Below are 20,438 nucleotides of genomic sequence, written 5' to 3' on the forward strand. Positions count from 1 at the left end.
TCAGCCGGCGACGGTGGCGCCGATGAAATCGAAGATGTCCTCTTCGATGATCTCCAGGCCGATCTTCTTGCAGTAACGGCGCTCCTTGCTCGTCGGCTCGCTGATGAGCACCCAGCCAGCCGGCTCGGCAGCCGACCAGATGATGTCGGCCATCACCATGCGCTCGGTGTCGCGGTTCAGGCGCATGCCGAGCAGCAGATACTGCTTGCCCTGGCGCATCTCCTTGATCTCCGGCGGGATCGAGAAGCCACCCATGAGCTCGGTGATGAAATCAACGTAATCGGCGTCGGAGGCGATGTATACGCCTTCCGGACGCGGCGTGCCCATCGGCTTGAACAGCACCGGCCGGCTCAGGTCGATCGTCGTCACCGGCGCGTAGCTGCTGCCGTCCCAGGCGTAGAGCTTGTAGCGGTAGTCGGTGCCGCCGATGCGGGCGATGCCGACGATCAGCGTGTGCGGCACGGCGGCGTAGGAATCCTGCAACTGCGTGTCGCGGTTGATGTCGATCACGTAATTCGGGGCAATTTCCTTCAGCCAGTCGTGGACGGCGGCGCGCGTCCATGAAGTCTCGCCGTAGGTCCGGTTGAGGAACCTGGTGACGGTGCTGCGGCCGCGCTTGAGCTCGACGTTCATCGCCGCCCGCGGGAACTCGTACATCAGTTTGGGCGCCATCGGCTTGCCGCTGTTCATGGCGATGATCAACGAATCGCTGTCGGCCGGCATCGCCGCGCCGCTCGCCGTGTCGCGCACGTCGGCCAGGACGCCGGGGCCCAGATAGGGAACGATGCTGCCGTCACGCAGGCCGGCCAGCAGTTTTTCACGCAATTCGGGAGTCATGGTTTTTGCTCTGTGGATTGGGGTGAGCCACATCAATGCAAAATCCACGCCCAGACAGCAAGCATGGTGCAGTGCGGGTTTCGGGACGAAAGCCCGGCGGGCGCCTGTCGGGTTTGCGACAAGCATCCATCAACGCGTGGGCGTCCGCCCCGTTTATTCCATTGTCACATGACACCATCTTCGCTATCCTTCCGGCTTCCCATTTCGCTGCCACCGCCATGTCCATCGACCTCGTGCGCAACCTGTTCTCGAGCGACACGCGCCTGTATGCGCTGTCCTGGCGGGACGAAGGAATGCCGCAGCTGGAAGTCGAATGCTGGTGGGGGCGGGAGAGCCTGTCGGGCGGTTTCGAGTACGTCATCGATCTCGTCGCGCCGGACGCCCGGCTCGGCCAGTCGCGTTTCCTCGGCAAGGCGCTGGCGCTTGAGGTCAGGCTGGCCGACGGCAGCACCTTCAAGCGCCACGGCTACGTGCGCTGGGCGGCGACGCTCGACGCCGACGGCGGTTTCGGCCGCTACCGGCTGATCGTCATCCCCTGGCTCTGGCTGACCTCGCGCGGCCGTCACCACCGGGTCTTCCAGGAACGCACGGTGGTCGACATCGTCGACACCGTGTTCGCCGACTACGCCGACGTCGCCGCCTGGCAATGGGCGGACGAAGTCGCCGGCTTCCTCGCCGACACCCGGCCGCGCAGCTACTGCGTGCAGTACAACGAATCCGACTACCAGTTCGTCTCCCGCCTGCTCGCCGAAGAAGGCCTGGGCTGGCGCATCGAAGCCGACGACGCGGCGCCCGGCGGCCACCGCCTGACGATCTTCGCCGACAGCCACCTGCTGCCGCAGGACCCGGTCTCCGCCAGCGGCCTGCGCTACCACCGCAGCGATTCGCAGGAAGCCCAGGACGCCATCCTCGCCTTCGGCGAACACCGCCGCCTGCTTGCCGCCAAAACCACGCTGCTGTCGCACGACTACAAGGCCAAGCGCGCCATCGCCGCCAGCGTGCCGACCGCGCAGCCGGTCGGCGGGCCGCATGCGCCGCTTCTCGAGAACTACGACGACGCCGGCCCCTACGCCTTCGCCAGCCTGGCCGAAGCCGAACGCTACGGGCGGCTGGCGATGGAAGCGCGCGAAGCCCGCTACCTCACCTGGCTCGGCCGCAGCACGGTGCGCAGCCTCAGCGCCGGCACCTGGATCGCCATCGGCGACCTGCCAAGGGCGGGCGATCACCGCTACCTGGTCTGCGAGGTGAACCACGCCGGCATCAACAACCTGACCGCCGCCGCCATGGCCCGCCTCGCCGAGCGCCTGCGCGTTGCGCAGAACCTCGGCCAGGACGACCCGCTCTCCGGCGGCGACGCCGTCGAACCGATCGCCGCGCCGAGCAAGGTGCCCGCCGAACTCCTCGAACTCGCCCGCGAACGCGGCTACGGCAACAGCTTCACCGGCCTGCACGCTGACCTCCCCTGGCGGCCGGCGCTCAGCGACGACACCGGCCTGCGCCTCAACCCGCGCCCCACCGCCCCCGGGCCGATGACCGCCATCGTCGTCGGCCCCAACGGCGAGCAGAGCCCGAACGGCGTCGAAGAAATCTGGTGCGACCGCTACGGCCGGATCAAGATCCGCTTCCCCTGGCAACAAGCCGAACGGCCGGACGACCGCGACAGCTGCTGGATGCGCGTCCTGCAACGCCAGGCCGGCCCCGGCATGGGCTGGCAATGGCTGCCACGGATCGGCCAGGAAGTGCTGATCGACTTCCTCAACGGCGACATGGACCGCCCCTACGTCCTCGGCGCCCTCTACAACGGCAAGGGCGCCGGCGGCATCCCCGCCACCCCGGGTGGCAGGCCGGGCGAAAGCGATACCAGCGTCTTCGACCCCGCCACCGACCACCGCCCGGCCGGCCAGGGCAACCTCGCCGGCGGCAACAGTCCCGCCTGGCACGGCGGCGCCAGTAACAGCCACCGCCACCCGGCCGCACTCGGCGGCTTCAAGAGCAAGGAATTCGGCGGCCAGGGATACAACCAACTGGTCATGGACGACAGCGACCGCCAGCAACGCATCCAGCTCAAGAGCACCCAGCACAGCAGCGAACTCAACCTCGGCCACCTCATCCACCAGGCCGACAACTACCGCGGCAGCTTCCGCGGCACCGGCGTCGAACTTCGCACCGACGCCTGGGGCGCGCTGCGCGGCGGGCGCGGCGTGCTGATGAGCACCTGGCCGCTCGCCGCCCCCGGCACCCCGGCCGGCGACTTCGCCCCCGGCATGGCCCTGCTCAGACAAGCCGACACCCTGGCCCGCACGCTCAGCCAGGCCGCCAAAACGCACCGCACCGTCGAACTCGCCAGCGCCATCGGCAGCACCAGCGCCGGGCAAAGCGCCATCGACGACCAAGCCGCACCGATCCAGGCCCTGCACACCGTCGCCAGCGGCATGGTCGACGCCAAGGACGAAACCCAGGCCAGCGCCGACGCCCAGGCCAAGACCACGACGGCGGACACCGACAAACGCCCGCACCCGACCGACCCGGCGATCCTGCAAGCCGCCCGCGCCAACTTCGCCCACGTCGCCGGGCAGAACCTGCAATACGCCAACGACGAAACCACCACCTTCGAAAGCGGCGAAGACAGCAACCTCGCCATCGCCGGCAAGGCCCGCATCCACACCGGCCAGGCCATCGGCCTGGTGGCCGGCGCCATCCGCCCCGGCGAAGGCAACAGCGGCATCAAACTGATCGCCGCCAAAGACGATATCGACCTACAGGCGCAAAGCGACGAAATGAAGTTCCAGGCCAAGCAGGAGCTGAAGATCGTCTCGGCCAACGCCCACGTCGACTTCGCGGCGGCGAAGAAGATTCATCTGGCGGTAAAGGGCGGGGCCAGCATCACCATCGACGGCGGGATCACCGTGCAGTGCCCGGGGACGATCACGGTGCATGCGAGCAAGAAGTCGTTCAGTGGGCCGGAGGGGATCGGCTATGCCTTGCCCGAATTCATACAAACCGGCGATTTCAAGCGCCAGTACATCATTCACCGTGCCACCGACGGCGAACCGATTGCCCGCCAGAAATACCGCATCAGCCTGAGCGACGGTCGCGTCGTCGAGGGGATCAGCAATGAGCAGGGCGAAACCGAACTGGTCGAGTCAGACGCCTTGCTGATCACGACCATCGCCTTACTTTCGGATTGAACCTATGACAAATTCGGCTGATATCCCTTCCCGCGACCTGACGGTATGCGAAGGCATGCACAAGGCTCACGTCTATCTCTCCCATCTGCCGGGCATCATCATTTTCGTGCACGGCGTCAATTCCGATGGGGAATGGTATGAGCAAACCGAGGAAGGATTGATCGACGGTCTGAATAACCGACTCGGCCTGCGTTGCTCGCCGAATCCCGAGGGGAAATTGAAAAAGGCTAGCTACGAACCGGAAATCCTGGCCGGCGGAAAACTGAACGATACTCTTGACGGCGAGAACTTCATCAAGGATGTCGGACGCTCGCCCGTCATCCGTTTCCGTTGGGGCTACAAGCTGGCCGGCGAGGACAAAAGTGACCCCAATGCCATCGATGAAAACAAGGAATACAAGCAGACCGGCTTCATCTGGCTCAACGAAATGGATGCCTGGGGCGGCGGTCCCTTCCAGAACGGAACGAGCGCCTTGCCCTACATGTGGGGCGTCGGTATGGACGACCGGGTGTTCTGGTGGCTTTACCTCAACATGTTTCCGGTTGATGGCCGGGAAGTCTATGCCTGCCCGCCGCGCGCCTATTACGCGCATGCCTCGCACCGCCTCAAGGAACTGATCAAGGCGATTCGCAAGAAGCAGGCCGATTGCCCGATTACCGTGCTCTGCCACAGCCAGGGCAACATGATTGCGCTGGGTGCCGCCATGCTCGGTCTTAAGGAGGATGAATCCTTCATCGCCGATACCTACATCATGAGCAATCCGCCTTACAACCTGGAGTCGCCCGCTACGGAAGAATTCGTCGTCGCCAAGCAGCCCGGCGGCTTCGGCGAATTCGGGCATGTCACGGCTACGGCCCGCAAGGATACTTTCAAGCGCTTTCTCGAAGGGGTGGCAAAACGGGCCGGCAAGGGTCAGTCACTGGAAGAGATCAACCGGATCATGGGCTGTAAGGATGTCGAAAGCCAGACCCCCTTGTTCCAGATGGAAAAGTTTCCGGACAAGGACGCTGCCCGTCGCAAACCCGAACCCGGCAAGGATCGCGACAATCGGGGCAAAGTCTTCCTGTACTGCAATCCGCACGACCAGTTGATTGGTGTCACCCCGGTCCAGGGCATCGGCTGGAAAGGCTTGCGCGATGAGGACATCGATGCCGTGAAGGGGGATGGCAAGATTTACCAGCGGGTCTGGGCGCAGGCTGGAGGCAATCAATCGCCGCCCTTTGCCGTCGGCTGCGAAGCCTGGCAGCGCTACCACTACATCAAGCACAACCACGACCCCAACAAGTTCTGGAACCCCGATCCGCCGAACATGCGTTACGTGCTCAGCCTGAACCACAATCAGGGCTTTGTTTCCCGCATCCTGACCGTGTTGACCTCAATCTTCATCTGGCCGGCGTCGCGCATGATTGATATCCCGATCAACACCCCTCCCGAAAAGGACAGGGAGGTTCCGATTACCGCTCCAGTGCTGCCCAAGCCGGTAACGCCGCGTTCCGTGCGCTACGGCGATACATCAGCCCAGTTCGACGAAGACAAGGATCCTGTCTCCAATGCGCTGGACAAGACAAACCGGGAAAAATGGCAGGACATCCTGCCGGAAAAGATGGACGAGAAAACTGAACCGAAGGGGGATGGGAAGACTGAGGCCCAGTGGGAATTTGAAACACGGGCCCGCCTCGAAGCCGCCAAGCGGCGTGGCGAAATCGGCGACACCCCGGAAGACGAGCGGGCGATGATGAAACGCTACCTCTCGGAAAATCCCAATGCCACCGACCACGGCACCATCCTGACCAACCCTGAGCATTCGGCGGAGGTTGTTGCCTACGATGTCGCGGTTGGCTTCGTCGACCCGGGCAAGATTACGGCGGAAGACATGGATCAGTTTCGTCGCTTTGCACACTGGATGTACATGGAAGATTCAAGACTGGATGCGGAAGGCTTTAAACATTATTGGAAACTCGGCTTGTTCAAGAGCCATCAAGTTCAATACACCTACAACCACGCGCACATGGTGGCCAACACCGATATTTCGAACGAGCGCCAACAGAATTTCTTTGGCCTGCTGCGATGAAGAGCCGCCGCCAATTCTTGACCGGAGCCCTGAGCATGGGATTACTCGATTTCCTCGGATTCAACCGCCCGGCGCTTGCTGCTGCCAAGTCGGCGCCTGCCGCCGTCAAGCCGGACTGGCCGACAGGAGCGGTTGCTCAACTGGTTGGAGCCAGTTTGATATCGCCTTTGCTGGCACCCAGATACCCGCTGGAACACTATCTTCCAACCATGCTTGCCCTCAAGCCGGAAGACGCTCCTCCAAAAATCTACAAGGGGGTAACGGGATCAAGTCATATGCCCAAGTATCAGGCCGAAGAAAACCTGCTTACTACTTTGACCGTCAGTTTCTCCTTTACTGTTAGCTACTACAACGAGACGGCCTATGGCGGCTACCACCAGTTCCTGTGGAACGAGGTACGGATGAAGCAGTTGCACATCGTCGCCGGGTTTGCCGCAGAGCGCACGCCGGAAGAAGCCTGGGAGCTTTGGCATACCGCCTATCTCGCCTTCGGCGAAAACACCCGTCCCGGCAGCTTTACCCTGGCCTCCGGCAACGCCGGATGGACCACGCTGGAAGCCGGTCTGGGCAAGATCGCGACGCCGGAGGCCAAGGTCATCTGGCTGGGCACCGTCGACTCCCCGAGCTGGCCAAAATACAAATTGCCGAACGAGGCTGCGGTGCTGCTGATGCTGGCGCATCCGGGCTTTGTCAGCGGGCGTTCGGCGCTGGCTTACTTCACCGCGCCGGCCGTCGTGCCGGTGAAGTCGGTGGACAAGGTCAAGGGCGAGTCGCCGCGCGTCACAGCCTTGCGCCTGGCGGTCGAGCAAGCCTGCGCCAGCGCCGGCATCGCGCCGTCGGCGATCGGCACGGTCGCCCGCGATTGCGGTCGTTACACGCCGGCTGCGGCGCAGCGCCTGGCCGATACCGGCGCCGCGCTGCACGACCTGCTGCCGGATTACGACCTGCACCGTGACGCCATCGACCTGCCGGCAGTGTTCGACGAACTGGGCGCCAACACTGTCAACTACACCCTGCTGCTCGCCGCCTACGCTGCCAACCAGCGTCACCATCCGGTGCTCTACGTCTCCAGCCGCGACCCCGACGCCGGTCGCGCCATGCTGATCCTGCCCAACCCACAGCCGGCTGAAATTCAGGATCCCGCCCGCATCGACCGCGAGGCCAACAGCCGCGGTCAGTGGTATCGCCCCTGGTGGGGGCAACGGCTCGACGGGAAGAAGGATTTCTGAGGCGAGCGATGAAGGTCTGCATGAAGAATCAGCATTACAAAACACTGTTGCTCGCGCTGGCGGCATACGCGCTGACCGCCTGCGTGGCCTTGGCGCCCAAGCCGTCGCCAGGTTTTGTGTTGTCCGATTACCGTGCGTTGCGCCAGGCATCTGGCTCTAACCCGGCGGTCTGCGCCCATCGCTACGCGCTCAGAAGCGAAAACAAGGACGTGCCCAGTGCCGGAATACGCTACCGGATCATGAGCGATGACGGACAAATCGTTGAAGGGGTGACCGACGAGAAGAGCGAGACGGCGGTTTTTCAGGGGGCGTGTGGAACGCGCATCTCCTTGTATCTGGCGACCACGGGTATTAGCTGGATCAAGCCGGAAACCGCCCCTTGAGCTTGCGCCCGATGCAAGCCTTCGCCAACTTCGCGCTGCTGACCCGGAATGTCTCTGGCGTCGCCGCTGCCGTGCGCCAGATTCCATGGAAATGAAGAGCCGCCGCCAATTCCTGAGCGGAGCGCTGGGCATGGGATTACTCGATTTCCTCGGATTCAACCGCCCCGCGCTTGCCGCTGCCAAGTCGGCGCCTGCCGCCGTCAAGCCGGACTGGCCGACAGGAGCGGTTGCTCAACTGGTCGGAGCCAGTACGATTTCGCCACTGTTTGATCCTGGATACCCGCTCGACCATTTCCTGCCAGCGCTGCTTGCTTTAAAGCCAGATGACGCTCCTCCAAAAACCTATAAAGGTGTGACGGGAACTCATCGTTTGCCGCGTTACCGTTTCGACGAAAATCTACTCGATGAACTGACTGCCAGCTTTTCCTTTACCGTCAGCTATTACAACGAGACAGCTCGCGGCGGCTATCTCCAGTTCCTGTGGAACGAGGTGCGGATGAAGCAGTTGCACATCGTCGCTGGATTCACTGCAGAGCGTACGCCGGAGGAAGCCTGGGAGCTTTGGCACAGTGCTTACCAGTCCTTCGGAGTGGACACCCGCCCCGGCAGCTTTACCCTGGCCTCCGGTAACGCTGGATGGACCACGCTGGAAGCCGGGCTGGGCAAGATCCCGACGCCGGAGGCCAAGGTCATCTGGCTGGGCACCGTCGATTCGCCAAGCTGGCCGAAGGATGAATTGCCGAACGAGGCTGCGGTGCTGCTGATGCTGGCGCATCCGGGCTTTGTCAGCGGGCGCTCGGCGCTGGCTTACTTCACCGCGCCGGCGGTCGTGCCGGTGAAGTCGGTGGACAAGGTCAAGGGCGAGTCGGCGCGCGTCACCGCCTTGCGTCTGGCGGTCGAGCAGGCTTGCGCCAGCGCCGACATCGCGCCGTCGGCGATCGGTACCGTCGCCCGCGATTGCGGTCGTTACACGCCGGCTGCGGCGCAGCGCCTGGCCGATACCGGCGCCGCGCTGCATGACCTGCTGCCGGATTACGACCTGCACCGCGACGCCATCGACTTGCCGGCAGTGTTCGACGAACTGGGTGCCAACACCGTCAGCTACACCCTGCTGCTCGCCGCCTACGCCGCCAACCAGCGCCGCCACCCGGTGCTCTATATCTCCAGTCGCGATCCCGACGCCGGTCGCGCCATGCTGATCCTGCCCAACCCGCAGCCAGCGGCAATTCAGGACCCCGCCCGCGTCGACCGCGAGGCCAACAGCCGCGGTCAGTGGTACCGCCCCTGGTGGGGGCAGCGGCTCGACGGAAAGAAGGATTTCTGAATTTGCCATCCGGTATTTTCTGGCTTGCCCCCTTGTCGATCATCCGTAGTCGGCAGTACCCCACCGCCCCCGGACCGATGACCCCCATCGTCGTCGGCCCCAACGGCGAGCAGCGCCCGAACGGCGTCGAAGCAATCACCCTGCGCGATCGTAAAAATAGCTCAAGAAGTCACCAAGACCAGCTTGCGTTACGAATGACGGAAACCATGCGGACAACCAGAACCAGCGCCGCGCCCCAAGCTGGACAAGCCCTGGCCGCAGGTGCACCATCGCTGCATCAGAGAATTCTAAAAAATCGGTCGCGCTGATCGCACCACCCAGATGAGGGCAGAACCATGCCTGCAAGAGAACGCCCAACGATCCTCGTCGTCGACGACACCCCGGACAATCTGGCGGTGGTCGCCGGCATGCTCGAACACGATTACCGCGTCCGCGTTGCTGCTTCCGGCGAGCGCGGACTGCGCATCGCCGCCGGTAGCCCGGCGCCCGACCTGATCCTGCTCGACATCATGATGCCGGGCATGGACGGCTATCAGACGCTCGAACAACTGCGCGCCAACCCGGCGACCGTCAATATCCCGGTGATCTTCGTCACGGCGATGGATAGCGATGCCGACGAGGCGGTCGGCCTGGCGCTGGGCGCCGTCGATTACATCGCCAAGCCGATCCGGCCGGCGATCCTGCAGGCGCGCATCCGCACCCAGCTCGAACTGAAGGCGGCACGCGACCGTCTGGCCCGCGAAAACGAGCGCCTGGAAGAAGGCGTCGCCCAGCGCACCCGGGAAATCGAGCTGCTGCGCGATGTCGCCCTGCACGCGCTGGCGACGCTGGCCGAAAAACGCGACAACGAGACCGGCAACCACCTGCTACGCACGCGCTGCTACATCGAACTGCTGATGGAAGATCTGGCGCTGCAGCCCGAATTCGCGCCGGTGCTGACGCCGGCGCGGCGCAAGGTGATCGCCAAGGCGGCGCCGCTGCACGACATCGGCAAGGTCGGCATTCCCGACGAGATCCTGTGCAAACCCGGCCCGCTGCCGCCGCCGGAATTCGCGATCATGATGCAGCATGCGCAGATCGGCGCCGACGCGCTGGGCGAGGCGATCGACCGCGTGCTGGCCGAACACGCCAGCCAGCCGCAGCCGCCGGCAGAAATTCACTACGCGCTGACCTTTCTCGAGGTCGCCCGCGAAATCGCCGGCTGCCACCACGAAAAATGGAACGGCAAGGGCTATCCTCAGCAACTGCAGGGCGAGGACATCCCGCTGGCGGCGCGGCTGATGGCGCTGGCCGATGTCTTCGACGCCCTGGTCTCGCGCCGCCACTACAAGCCGCCCTTCCCGCTCGAGCAGGTGGTCGGCATCATCCGCGAAGGGCGCGGCACGCATTTCGATCCGCGCATCGTTGACAGCTTCCTCAAGCAGATCGACGCCTTTGCCGAAATCGCCGGCCGCCTCGCCGATCCACACCCGGCCGACTGAAGCGCAGCGCTTCAGCGCGTCGACAGCGTGACCTCGGCGACGCCGCCGATCGCCAGGAACTCGTCCTCACCCTGCAGCACGCCAGGCAGCAGGCCGCAGTAGAAAAAGATCTTGGTCAGCGGCACCTCGACGGCGAGGATGGTGTCGCCGAACTCGCAGGCCCGCTCGCGGCTGCAGGTGAAGGAACTGAGGTTGTTGAGCAGCAGGGTGTAACGGCCGCCTTCGCCACGCCCCAGGATTTCGTAGTCGGCAACGCGATTGACCCCGCGGTACAGGGTGACATGGCGGGCGCCGTTGTGGCGCCGCGCCAGTTCGTACTGGCAATAGGTATAGACGAGGTCGAGCTGGGCTTCCAGCGCATTCGTCCCGTACAGGCCGCTGGCGCGCATTTCCAGGTAGCGCTGCCAGCTTTCGCTGCCGGTCTCGCGCAGCGGCATGCCATGCCAGCGCGGCAGCAGACCGAAGCGCGACTCGACCCAGCCTTTCAACACCGCGCCCTCGCGGCTGTCGGAATCGAAGCTCCAGCCGCGGATCAGGCGCACGTAATTGGCCTTGGCGCGCCCCTTGCGGCGCCCGGTGTAGCCCATTTCCTCAAGCCATTCGAGCTGGAAGCGGACAGTCAGGTAGTCACGGAAGACGTCGCCACGCCGCTCATCATCGTCGCCGGCCAGGGCTAGGCGGCGGAACAGGTCGTGATGCAGTTCGGCGACGCCGTCGATCAGCAGCGGCGAGGGATGGCGCTGGTAGGTCAGGCTGCCCAGCACCACCGCCGGCAGGTTGCAGCGATTGATCGGCAGCCTGGCCTCGCGCGGCAGGCTCGCTTTGTCGTCACCCCGACACAGGCCGCCCGCATTGTCGCAAACCCGCGCCCCCTCGGGCGGCTGCCAGGAAATATTTTCCATTGAATAATCAGTGAGTTGAGTTCTGTCAGTCGACCTGGCACGCTCCGTGCAGAAGGTCAGTCGCGACACTCACCAATCATTTTCAAATCGACTGACAGTTCAAGGAGATTACACCATGGCAAAACTGCGTCAATGCGCCATCTACGGCAAGGGTGGCATCGGCAAGTCCACCACCACCCAGAACCTGGTGGCCGCTCTCGCCGAATCCGGCAAGAAGGTCATGATCGTCGGCTGCGACCCGAAGGCTGACTCGACCCGTCTGATCCTGCACAGCAAGGCTCAAACCACCGTCATGCACCTGGCTGCTGAAGCCGGTTCGGTCGAAGACCTCGAACTCGAAGACGTCCTGTCGGTTGGTTTCGGCGGCGTCAAGTGCGTCGAATCCGGCGGTCCGGAACCCGGCGTCGGCTGTGCCGGCCGCGGCGTCATCACCGCCATCAACTTCCTGGAAGAAGAAGGCGCCTATGACGAAGACCTCGACTTCGTCTTCTACGACGTGCTCGGTGACGTGGTCTGCGGTGGCTTCGCCATGCCGATCCGCGAAAACAAGGCCCAGGAAATCTACATCGTCTGCTCCGGCGAAATGATGGCCATGTACGCCGCCAACAACATCGCCAAGGGCATCGTCAAGTACGCCAACTCCGGCGGCGTGCGTCTGGCCGGCCTGATCTGCAACTCGCGCAACACCGACCGCGAAGACGAACTGATCATGGCTCTGGCCTCGCGCCTGGGCACCACCATGATCCACTTCGTGCCGCGTCACAACGTTGTGCAGCACGCCGAAATCCGCCGCATGACCTGCGTTGAATACGATCCGACCCACAAGCAGGCCGACGAGTACCGCGCCCTGGCCAACAAGATCGTCAACAACACCAACTTCGTCATCCCGACCCCGGTCGAGATGGAAGAGCTGGAAGACCTGCTGATGGAATTCGGCATCATGGAAGCGGAAGACGAATCCATCGTCGGCAAGACCGCTGCCGAACTGGCCGCCTGATATTCGCCATCGGGATCGCCGCTCCGGCGGCATCCCACGGAATTTTCAATACCCACTGTGGCGTCGTGCACAGATAGATGCCGGCGCAACGAAAGGAGTTTCACATGGCAGCGCTTACCCGCGAAGAATCGGCCGCCCTCATTGCCGAGGTGCTGGAGATTTACCCCGAGAAGGCCAAGAAGGATCGGGCCAAGCACTTGATGGTCAACGACACCACCCTGGAGTCGTCGAAGAAGTGCATCACCTCCAACCGCAAGTCCCTGCCGGGCGTCATGACCATGCGTGGTTGTGCCTACGCCGGTTCCAAGGGCGTGGTCTGGGGTCCGATCAAGGACATCATCTCGATCTCGCACGGTCCCGTCGGCTGCGGCCAGTACGCCCGCGCCGGTCGCCGCAACTACTACGTCGGCACCACCGGTGTCGATGCCTTCTGCGAACTGAACATCACCTCGGACTTCCAGGAACGCGACATCGTCTTCGGCGGTGACAAGAAGCTGGCCAAGCTGATCGAGGAAATCGAAATCCTGTTCCCGCTGAACAAGGGTATCTCGGTTCAGTCGGAATGCCCGATCGGCCTGATCGGTGACGACATCGAAGCCGTCTCCAAGAAAGCTGCTGCCCAGATCGGCAAGCCGGTCATCCCGGTTCGCTGCGAAGGCTTCCGCGGTGTTTCGCAGTCGCTCGGCCACCACATCGCCAACGACTCGGTGCGTGACTGGATCCTCTCCAACCGCGACGGACAGGCTTTCGAAACCACCCCGTACGATGTTGCCATCCTCGGCGACTACAACATCGGCGGCGACGCCTGGGCTTCGCGCATCCTGCTCGAAGAAATGGGCCTGCGCGTGGTTGCCCAGTGGTCCGGCGACGGCACCCTGGCGGAAATGGAAAACACCCCCAAGGTCAAGCTGAACCTGCTGCACTGCTACCGCTCGATGAACTACATCAGCCGGCACATGGAAGAGAAGTACGGGATTCCATGGATGGAATACAACTTCTTCGGCCCGACCAAGATCAAGGAATCGCTGCGCAAGATCGCTTCCTTCTTCGACGACAAGATCAAGGAAGGTGCCGAGGCCGTCATCGCCAAATACACGCCGATGATGGACGAGGTCATTGCCAAGTACAAGCCGCGCCTGGAAGGCAAGAAGGTCATGCTCTACGTCGGCGGCCTGCGTCCGCGTCACGTGGTCGGCGCCTACGAAGACCTGGGCATGGAAGTGGTCGGTACCGGCTACGAATTCGCCCACAACGACGACTACGACCGCACGATCAAGGAAATGGGCGACGCCACCCTGATCTACGACGACGTCACCGGCTACGAGTTCGAAGAATTCGTCAAGGCCTGCAAGCCCGACCTGATCGGCTCCGGCATCAAGGAAAAGTACGTCTTCCACAAGATGGGCATTCCGTTCCGCCAACTCCACTCCTGGGATTACTCGGGCCCGTACCACGGCTGCGACGGCTTCGCCATCTTCGCCAAGGACATGGACCTGACGCTGAACAACCCGTGCTGGAACATGATGAAGGCCCCGTGGGACAAGGCCCCCGTCGCTGCAGAACAGAAGGCTGCCTGATCAGGCGGCAATCCTAAACTTACGCCCGTATCCACGGATTGGTGGTGCGGGCGAAGGAGATCAAGATGCAAACCGTAGAGAAAATCAAGCCGTGTTTCCCGCTGTTCCGCGATGACGACTACAAGGAAACGCTGAAGGGCAAGAAAGTCTTCGAAGAAGGCCACGCCCCGGACAAGGTCCGCGAAACCTTCGAGTGGACCACCACCAAGGAATACCAGGAACTCAACTTCAAGCGCGAAGCGCTGACGGTCAACCCGGCCAAGGCCTGCCAGCCGCTCGGTTCCGCCCTGTGCGGCCTGGGCTTCAAGAAGTCCCTGGTGTACATCCACGGCTCGCAAGGCTGTGTGGCTTACTTCCGCACCTACTTCAACCGCCACTTCAAGGAACCGATCGCCTTCATCGCCGACTCGATGACCGAAGATGCAGCCGTGTTCGGTGGCCAGAAGAACGTCCATGAAGGCCTGGCCAACGCGACCAAGCTCTACGACGCGGAAATGATCGCCATGTCCACCACCTGTATCGCCGAAGTCATCGGCGACGACTTGAACGCGTTCATCAACAACGCCAAGAACGAAGGTCATCTGGACAAGGACTTCCCGGTGCCGTTCGCCCATACCCCGTCGTTCGTCGGCAGCCATGTCACCGGCTGGGACAACATGGAAGAAGGCATCCTGCGCTACTTCACGCTGAACACCATGGAAGGCAAGGTCGTCGGCTCCAACGGCAAGATCAACATCGTGCCGGGCTTCGAGACCTACCTCGGCAACTACCGTGTGATCAAGCGCTACCTGAAGGAAATGGACGTCGCTTACACCATGCTGTGCGACCCGGAAGAAGTGCTCGACACCCCGGCTGACGGCGAATTCCGCATGTACGCCGGCGGCACGACGATGGACGAGGTCAAGGATGCGCCGAACGCCATCAACACCTTCCTGATCCAGCCGATGACCTGCGAGAAGACGAAGAAGTTCGTCGAAAACACCTGGAACCACGAAATCCCGAAGACCAACATCCCGATGGGTGTGGAATGGACCGACGAGTTCCTGATGAAGGTCTCGGAAGCCACCGGCAAGGAAATCCCGGCCTCGATCAAGCTCGAGCGCGGTCGCCTGATCGACATGATGACCGACTCGCATGCCTGGCTGCACGGCAAGAAGATGGCCATCTACGGCGATCCGGACTTCCTGATGGGCATGGTCAAGATGATGATGGAATTCGGCATCGAGCCGACCCACATCGTCTGCCACAACGGCGGCAAGAAGTGGGCGAAGGCCATGGAAAAGCTGCTCGCCAGCTCGCCCTACGGCGTCCATGGCAAGGTCTACCCGGGCGCCGACCTGTGGCACCTGCGCAGCCTGTGCTTCACCGACAAGCCTGACTTCCTGATCGGCAACAGCTACGCCAAGTTCATCCAGCGCGACACCGTGCATAAGGGCAAGGAATTCGAAGTTCCGGTCATCCGCATCGGCTTCCCGATCTTCGACCGCCACCACCTGCACCGGATGACGACGCTGGGCTACGAAGGCGCCATGTACGTCCTGACCACCCTGACCAACGCGGTTCTCGAACGTCTCGACGACGAAACCCGCGAAATGGGCGTCACCGACTACAACCACGATCTGGTCCGCTAACCCGCAGCCAGGAGCCGGGCGGTTCGCCGCCCGGCTCGCCACCGGAGCAAGCAATGGCCAACATCATGATTCGCCAGAATGCGGCAGGTGGGCTGGTGTTCTACCTGCCCAAGCGCGACCTGGAAGCTGCCATCGAGTCCATCGAGTTCGACACCCCGGAAAAATGGGGCGGCGTGCTGATGCTGGAAAACGGTGGCAGCTACTTCGTTGACCCGATCGCCAAACCCGCCCGCCTGCCCATTTCGGTCCGGGCCAAGCGGCTGGGCGCGGCGGAAGACTGAATTTAGGAGAAGCATCATGGCAATGTATATCGATCCCGACATGTGCACCGCCTGCGACGATTGCCGTCCGATCTGCCCGACCAAGGCGATCAAGAAGGGCAAGGTGTTCTACACCATCGACGCCGCCACCTGCACCGAGTGCGAGGGTGAAAACGACACGCCGATGTGCGTGAACGTCTGCCCCTCGGGCTGTATCTCGCCGGCCTGAGTACGGCTAACCGAGCACCCGGCAACGGGTGCTCCATTAACCGCCTTCACCCCAGGAGATTCCCATGAGCCAACCCGTCGCCTCCCGCGAAGCCGCACTCCGCATAGCCTTGGCCGCCCGAACCCTGGAAGGGCTCGACGTGCGCGCCCTGGTCAATGCGCTGGCCGAAAAACTCGAACTGCCGATCACCGAAAGCAAGCTCGCCGGCCTCACCGTCGAAGATCTGCGCGAAATCCTCGCCGGTGACCACGCCGACGAAAACTGCACCGTCGGCGTCCCCCCGGAAACCCTCAAGCAGGCCGTCCGCGTGCTCTGGGGCGAGGACATCGGCGGTAGCGAAAAGCCGGTCCCCGCCGCCTACCAGGATGGCGACATGCCCGGCTCGATCCGCGTCGCCGTCGCTTCCAACCGCGGCGAGAACCTCGACGGCCACTTCGGCTCCTGCGAGAACTTCCTGATCTACCAGCTCTCGCCCAGCGAAATCCGTCTCATCGATGTGCGCTCCGGCCTCGACGCCGATGCCGCCGAAGACCGCAACGCTGCCCGCGCCGCCGTCATCAACGACTGCCAGATCATCTTCCTGCAATCGATCGGCGGCCCGGCCGCGGCCAAGGTCGTGCGCGCCGGCGTGCATCCGCTGAAGAAGCCCAAGGGCGGCCCGGCCCGCGAAATCCTCGGCGAAGTGCAAGCCGTGCTCGGCAACCCGCCGCCCTGGCTGGCCCGCATCATGGGCGTCAGCGCCGGCTCGCTCGAACGCTACGCCGAAACCCTGGACGAAGAGGAGGCCTGAGATGAGCCCCGAACGCCTCGCCGAAGTCGTCGCCGCCGTCGGTCGCAGGGAACACGTCGGCGCCTTGCGCGCCACCTTCCCCGACCTGATCTTCACCGAATGCAGCGAGGACGACATCTCGCCGCGCCTGAATCCGGTCGCCGAAACCCCGGAAGCCCTGATCTACCTGATTACCGGCGTCAGCGGCCACTGCCTGGAAGCGACCAGCGACCTGAACGTGGCCAACGGCGTCATCGTCGCCAGTCGGGACAGCGACGAAGTCTGAAAACCGCTTGTCGCCTTTCCGACAATAGGCGGCATAAAGCACGAAAAAACAATAACTTGAGCAGTGGCACCAAATTTGCTCAACAGGGAAACGTAACCCGGCAGTAACGGCAACCGACAGGAAACCGCCAACCGCCGAATCTGCATACACCGCACAAACCGCGGCCGGCAGCCACCGGCCCGGCGCTTGTCTAGAAAGGAAATTTCATGGCTGATTACACTGCGCTGACCCGTGGCGGCGCCACCTGGGTTCCCGAGTTCGTCGTCGCACTGGCCGAAGACAAATGCATCGGCTGCGGCCGCTGCTACAAGGTCTGCCCGCGCGATGTGCTCAACCTGATCGACTCCGACGAAGACGACGACGAAGACGAAAGCGCCGCCGCCAAGATGACGCTCAAGGACCTCGACGACTGCATCGGCTGCAGCGCCTGCGGTCGTGTCTGCCCGAAGAACTGTTTCACCTACGCACCGCTGGCGATGTGATTGCGCCATGCCGCTGGCCAGGCCAGCGGCATGGACCGGAATCCAGCGTCACCCGCCCGGGCATGGACCAGCCAGTCAAGGACCAGAAGCAGGAACGCCCGAGCGGCGGACTTTGCGCGCATTGTCCGCTCGCCCCGGCCTTTCCCGAGGCCGGTCGCTGCCAGCCCGGCGATGCCTGCGTACGCGCCCACAGCGGTCGCCAGATCGACCGCTTCTTTCGCCGCAACCCCGCTGAAGCCGAGGACTACCTCGACGACATCTTCTGGGAACGGCGTGCCATCGCCGCCCGCTACGCGCCGATCGACCGCATCTTCCGCCTGCGTACCGACAGCGACGAAGTTGTCCGCCGCGTCGTCGCCAGCCGCCTGCCCGACACCCAACTGGTCGCCATGACCGGCGACCCCGACCGCGAAGTCCGCCTCAGCGTCGCCGCCCGCCTGCCGGAAAACGAACTCCAGCGCCTGATCGACGACCGCGACTACCTGATACGCGCCACCGTCGCCCGCCGCCTGCCCCACGGCCAGCTCGCCCAACTGGCGCGCGACCCGGAGCGCGAAGTGCGCAAGGTCATCGCCAGCCGCCTGCCGCCCTTCGCCCTGCACCTGCTGGCCGACGACCCCGAACCCGAAGTCCGCGCCCTCGTCGCCGAGCGCGCCCTGCCCGAACTCGCCGCCCGCCTGCTCGCCGACAGCGAGTGGTGGGTCCGCCTGGCCGCCGTCGGCAACGCCCCGCCCGCCCTGCTGCCGCCCCTGCTCGACGACCCCGAACTCGAAGTCCGGGAAGCCGTCGCCCACCGACTCGCCGAAAACAACGACACCCCTACCGCCGGAAAGTGACCATGAAAAGCAACCAGGCCTGGACCGAATACTGCAAATCCCTGTCGCCCGCCATCGTCGAAACCTGCGCCCGCACCCCGGTCAGCGCCGGCGGCGCCAGCCTCGCCCGCGCCCTGCACCAGGCCCTGCCCGACTGGCAATTCCGCCACGCCCTGGCGCGCGGCGGCTGGTATCGCCTGGGCGGCATCGTCGACGAAAGCGGCGAGCGGATCAGCGACAACCTCGAACAATGGGCGGAAAGCGCCCTCGACGCCTGCGACGGCGACATCCAGCAACTGATCGAGGAGAACGAAGGGCAAACCCTGTACGCCACCCGCCTGGTCGGCCAGACCCATTACCTGACCGCCACCGTCAGCGACGGCGCCGACGACTTCCTGCAACTGGAAATCGAGGAACTGCAGGAAACCCGGGCCCATCGCCTGTTCGCCAACGAACCGGCCAGCCTCGAAGAACTGGTCGACCCGCGCGGCGGCAACCTCGCGCCCAAGCCGCTCAGCCTGCCCTATTACACGCTGCGCCGGATCCAGCACATCGGCGCCTTCCTCAAGCGCATGCAGGCGCAAAAGCAGGAAGCCGCCCCCATCCACCGCATGGTCGACGACTGGTCGAACAGCAGTGCCGGCGCCAACAGCATCTACGCCAACCACTGGGTCATCGCCACCCGCGAACACCTCGACCGCTATCAGCAGCCGATCTTCCGCGCCCAACCCATCGCCACCCTGGCCGGCGACCCGCCCGACTTCGAAGCCGCCCCCGGCACCAGCGGCCTCAAGCTGCAGGAAGCCCTGCAACGCTTCGACCGCGCCGTCGGCTACCCGATGGCCTGGTACTTCCACATGCTCACCACCAAGGCCGTCCCCCACTGGGTCGCCCAAAGCACCGTCGAAGACGCCCTAAGCGGCTTCGCCTACCTGCCGCAACGCGACGTGGACATCATCCGCAACTGGCTACACCGGCCGTATGCGGTTTGAGCGGGAGCTCGGACCAAAAAGCAAAGGCCCCGCCTTGCGGCAGGGCCCTAAGACACCACGCTGGATTGCAATCTCCGGTGCGTAGCGGCCTCACGAGGAGGACTTCAGCCCGATGCCAAAGCAGAGCGGGAACGAGGCCAATATATGCGCTCACAGGTATGAAGTCAAGCGCATCAAACCGAGAGCATGAAGCATACAATCTTGAATTTTAAGCAAATCCGCTTCATCCAGTACGCGAACGTCGTAATTCCTTTTCCCCAAAGCATCTTTGCCATTGAACGGTAGATGCAACCTGCTAAACGCCACTGTGTAGAGCATGTCGGCCTTCACCCAGTGAAAAGGCGCGTCGTATGGTGGCGCAAGAGTTGGGGCTACATGGAGTTTGAAGTGGTAGGGGCAAATCGGCTCTGGCGGTGTAGTACTCAACGGAACCACGGTGCACAGACCGGTGCGTTTGCGCAGGCGTGGCGACACAACGACAGCTGGGCGGCGCTTGACCATTTCCGGAGGAACAAACCCGTTGAAGTCGCAAATGACTATGGTGCCTTGTTCGGGATGGAATTGAATAGCCATGCGCTATTCTATATTCATATTTTTGACATTGGGAACTGCGAAACGCACAGAGGCGCTGTACAACAAGGAGAAGCACATGGGACGGATGTTCAACCCGCCGCACCCCGGCGAAACGCTCAAGGTAGACGTACTGCCCGCGCTCGGGCTGACGGTCACCGAGGCAGCCCATCAGTTGGGCGTCACCCGTACCGCGCTCTCACGCGTCCTCAACGGCCATGCCGCCATTTCACCGGAAATGGCGCGCCGCATCGAAGCCTGGCTCGGCCCGGAACGCGGCGGGCGCGCGGAAATCTGGCTGGGAATGCAAATGGATTACGACTTGTGGGTGGCCCCTACCTCGCCTTTGCGTTGAGACTGATCGCCCATCATGGCTAATCGGGTCGCACCCCCACGGATTGACGTCGTTAACTCT

The 20,438-nt window shown here is 63.4% G+C and carries 21 protein-coding genes; 18 read left to right on the top strand and 3 right to left on the bottom strand.

Features of this window, described 5'->3' with window-relative positions; genetic code table 11:
- Complete coding sequence (locus ACE3OV_RS11540) at positions 1-837, bottom strand: SIR2 family protein (protein ID WP_374327271.1); 837 nt, start codon at positions 835-837, stop codon at positions 1-3.
- Between the two features lie 218 nt (positions 838-1,055).
- Between ACE3OV_RS11540 and ACE3OV_RS11545 the strand changes: the two genes are divergently transcribed.
- The 7 genes from ACE3OV_RS11545 to ACE3OV_RS11575 all read left to right on the top strand — a co-directional run bounded on the left by ACE3OV_RS11545 (position 1,056) and on the right by ACE3OV_RS11575 (position 10,513).
- Complete coding sequence (locus ACE3OV_RS11545) at positions 1,056-4,025, top strand: type VI secretion system Vgr family protein (RefSeq protein ID WP_374327272.1); 2,970 nt, start codon at positions 1,056-1,058, stop codon at positions 4,023-4,025.
- 4 nt (positions 4,026-4,029) lie between these two features.
- Positions 4,030-6,096, top strand: a complete 2,067-nt coding sequence (locus ACE3OV_RS11550) for a hypothetical protein (protein ID WP_374327273.1) — start codon at positions 4,030-4,032, stop codon at positions 6,094-6,096.
- Between the two features lie 275 nt (positions 6,097-6,371).
- Positions 6,372-7,325: a hypothetical protein gene (locus ACE3OV_RS11555; RefSeq protein ID WP_374327274.1), complete on the top strand. Its 954-nt coding sequence runs from the start codon at positions 6,372-6,374 to the stop codon at positions 7,323-7,325.
- Positions 7,326-7,333: 8 nt separating this feature from the next.
- On the top strand, positions 7,334-7,708 hold the full coding sequence (locus ACE3OV_RS11560) for a hypothetical protein (RefSeq protein ID WP_374327275.1): 375 nt from the start codon (positions 7,334-7,336) through the stop codon (positions 7,706-7,708).
- 370 nt (positions 7,709-8,078) lie between these two features.
- Positions 8,079-9,032 (top strand): hypothetical protein, encoded by a 954-nt coding sequence (locus ACE3OV_RS11565; RefSeq protein WP_374327276.1) that lies wholly within the window; start codon positions 8,079-8,081, stop codon positions 9,030-9,032.
- 77 nt (positions 9,033-9,109) lie between these two features.
- Positions 9,110-9,340 (top strand): hypothetical protein, encoded by a 231-nt coding sequence (locus ACE3OV_RS11570; protein WP_374327277.1) that lies wholly within the window; start codon positions 9,110-9,112, stop codon positions 9,338-9,340.
- Between the two features lie 27 nt (positions 9,341-9,367).
- Positions 9,368-10,513 (top strand): two-component system response regulator, encoded by a 1,146-nt coding sequence (locus tag ACE3OV_RS11575; RefSeq protein WP_374327278.1) that lies wholly within the window; start codon positions 9,368-9,370, stop codon positions 10,511-10,513.
- An 11-nt stretch (positions 10,514-10,524) separates the two neighbouring features.
- Here ACE3OV_RS11575 and ACE3OV_RS11580 read toward each other — a convergent pair whose 3' ends face one another.
- Complete coding sequence (locus ACE3OV_RS11580) at positions 10,525-11,415, bottom strand: NAD(+)--dinitrogen-reductase ADP-D-ribosyltransferase (protein WP_374327280.1); 891 nt, start codon at positions 11,413-11,415, stop codon at positions 10,525-10,527.
- Positions 11,416-11,461: 46 nt separating this feature from the next.
- On the opposite strand from ACE3OV_RS11580, the gene nifH reads away from it, so the two are divergent.
- From nifH to ACE3OV_RS11630, 10 genes are all read left to right on the top strand, one after another.
- Entirely contained in the window at positions 11,462-12,412 is a 951-nt protein-coding gene (nifH, locus tag ACE3OV_RS11585; protein WP_374327281.1) for a nitrogenase iron protein, read from the top strand.
- A 104-nt stretch (positions 12,413-12,516) separates the two neighbouring features.
- Complete coding sequence (gene nifD / locus ACE3OV_RS11590) at positions 12,517-13,989, top strand: nitrogenase molybdenum-iron protein alpha chain (RefSeq protein WP_374327282.1); 1,473 nt, start codon at positions 12,517-12,519, stop codon at positions 13,987-13,989.
- Positions 13,990-14,054: 65 nt separating this feature from the next.
- Entirely contained in the window at positions 14,055-15,620 is a 1,566-nt protein-coding gene (nifK, locus tag ACE3OV_RS11595) for a nitrogenase molybdenum-iron protein subunit beta (protein ID WP_374327284.1), read from the top strand.
- Between the two features lie 53 nt (positions 15,621-15,673).
- Positions 15,674-15,901, top strand: a complete 228-nt coding sequence (nifT, locus tag ACE3OV_RS11600) for a putative nitrogen fixation protein NifT (protein ID WP_374327286.1) — start codon at positions 15,674-15,676, stop codon at positions 15,899-15,901.
- A gap of 16 nt (positions 15,902-15,917) precedes the next feature.
- Complete coding sequence (locus tag ACE3OV_RS11605; RefSeq protein WP_298396509.1) at positions 15,918-16,109, top strand: 4Fe-4S binding protein; 192 nt, start codon at positions 15,918-15,920, stop codon at positions 16,107-16,109.
- A gap of 64 nt (positions 16,110-16,173) precedes the next feature.
- Positions 16,174-16,899: a dinitrogenase iron-molybdenum cofactor N-terminal domain-containing protein gene (locus ACE3OV_RS11610; protein ID WP_374327287.1), complete on the top strand. Its 726-nt coding sequence runs from the start codon at positions 16,174-16,176 to the stop codon at positions 16,897-16,899.
- 1 nt (position 16,900) lies between these two features.
- Positions 16,901-17,164 (top strand): DUF6129 family protein, encoded by a 264-nt coding sequence (locus ACE3OV_RS11615; protein ID WP_374327288.1) that lies wholly within the window; start codon positions 16,901-16,903, stop codon positions 17,162-17,164.
- 206 nt (positions 17,165-17,370) lie between these two features.
- Positions 17,371-17,646 carry a ferredoxin III, nif-specific gene (gene fdxB, locus ACE3OV_RS11620; protein ID WP_374327289.1) on the top strand — a complete coding sequence of 92 codons (276 nt, stop codon included), beginning with the start codon at positions 17,371-17,373 and terminating at the stop codon, positions 17,644-17,646.
- Between the two features lie 62 nt (positions 17,647-17,708).
- Positions 17,709-18,482, top strand: a complete 774-nt coding sequence (locus ACE3OV_RS11625) for a 4Fe4S-binding leucine-rich repeat protein (protein ID WP_374327291.1) — start codon at positions 17,709-17,711, stop codon at positions 18,480-18,482.
- A 2-nt stretch (positions 18,483-18,484) separates the two neighbouring features.
- Positions 18,485-19,453, top strand: coding sequence for a hypothetical protein (locus ACE3OV_RS11630; protein WP_374327292.1), 969 nt, complete (start codon positions 18,485-18,487; stop codon positions 19,451-19,453).
- A 150-nt stretch (positions 19,454-19,603) separates the two neighbouring features.
- Here the strand turns inward: ACE3OV_RS11630 and ACE3OV_RS11635 are convergent, their stop codons facing one another.
- Positions 19,604-20,026 carry a type II toxin-antitoxin system PemK/MazF family toxin gene (locus ACE3OV_RS11635; RefSeq protein WP_374327294.1) on the bottom strand — a complete coding sequence of 141 codons (423 nt, stop codon included), beginning with the start codon at positions 20,024-20,026 and terminating at the stop codon, positions 19,604-19,606.
- Between the two features lie 76 nt (positions 20,027-20,102).
- Here ACE3OV_RS11635 and ACE3OV_RS11640 point away from each other — a divergent pair, with 76 nt between their 5' ends.
- Complete coding sequence (locus ACE3OV_RS11640; RefSeq protein ID WP_374327295.1) at positions 20,103-20,378, top strand: HigA family addiction module antitoxin; 276 nt, start codon at positions 20,103-20,105, stop codon at positions 20,376-20,378.
- Positions 20,379-20,438 lie beyond the last annotated feature (60 nt).

Origin of the sequence: Azonexus sp. (assembly GCF_041909095.1) — a bacterium.
Taxonomy (GTDB): domain Bacteria; phylum Pseudomonadota; class Gammaproteobacteria; order Burkholderiales; family Rhodocyclaceae; genus Azonexus.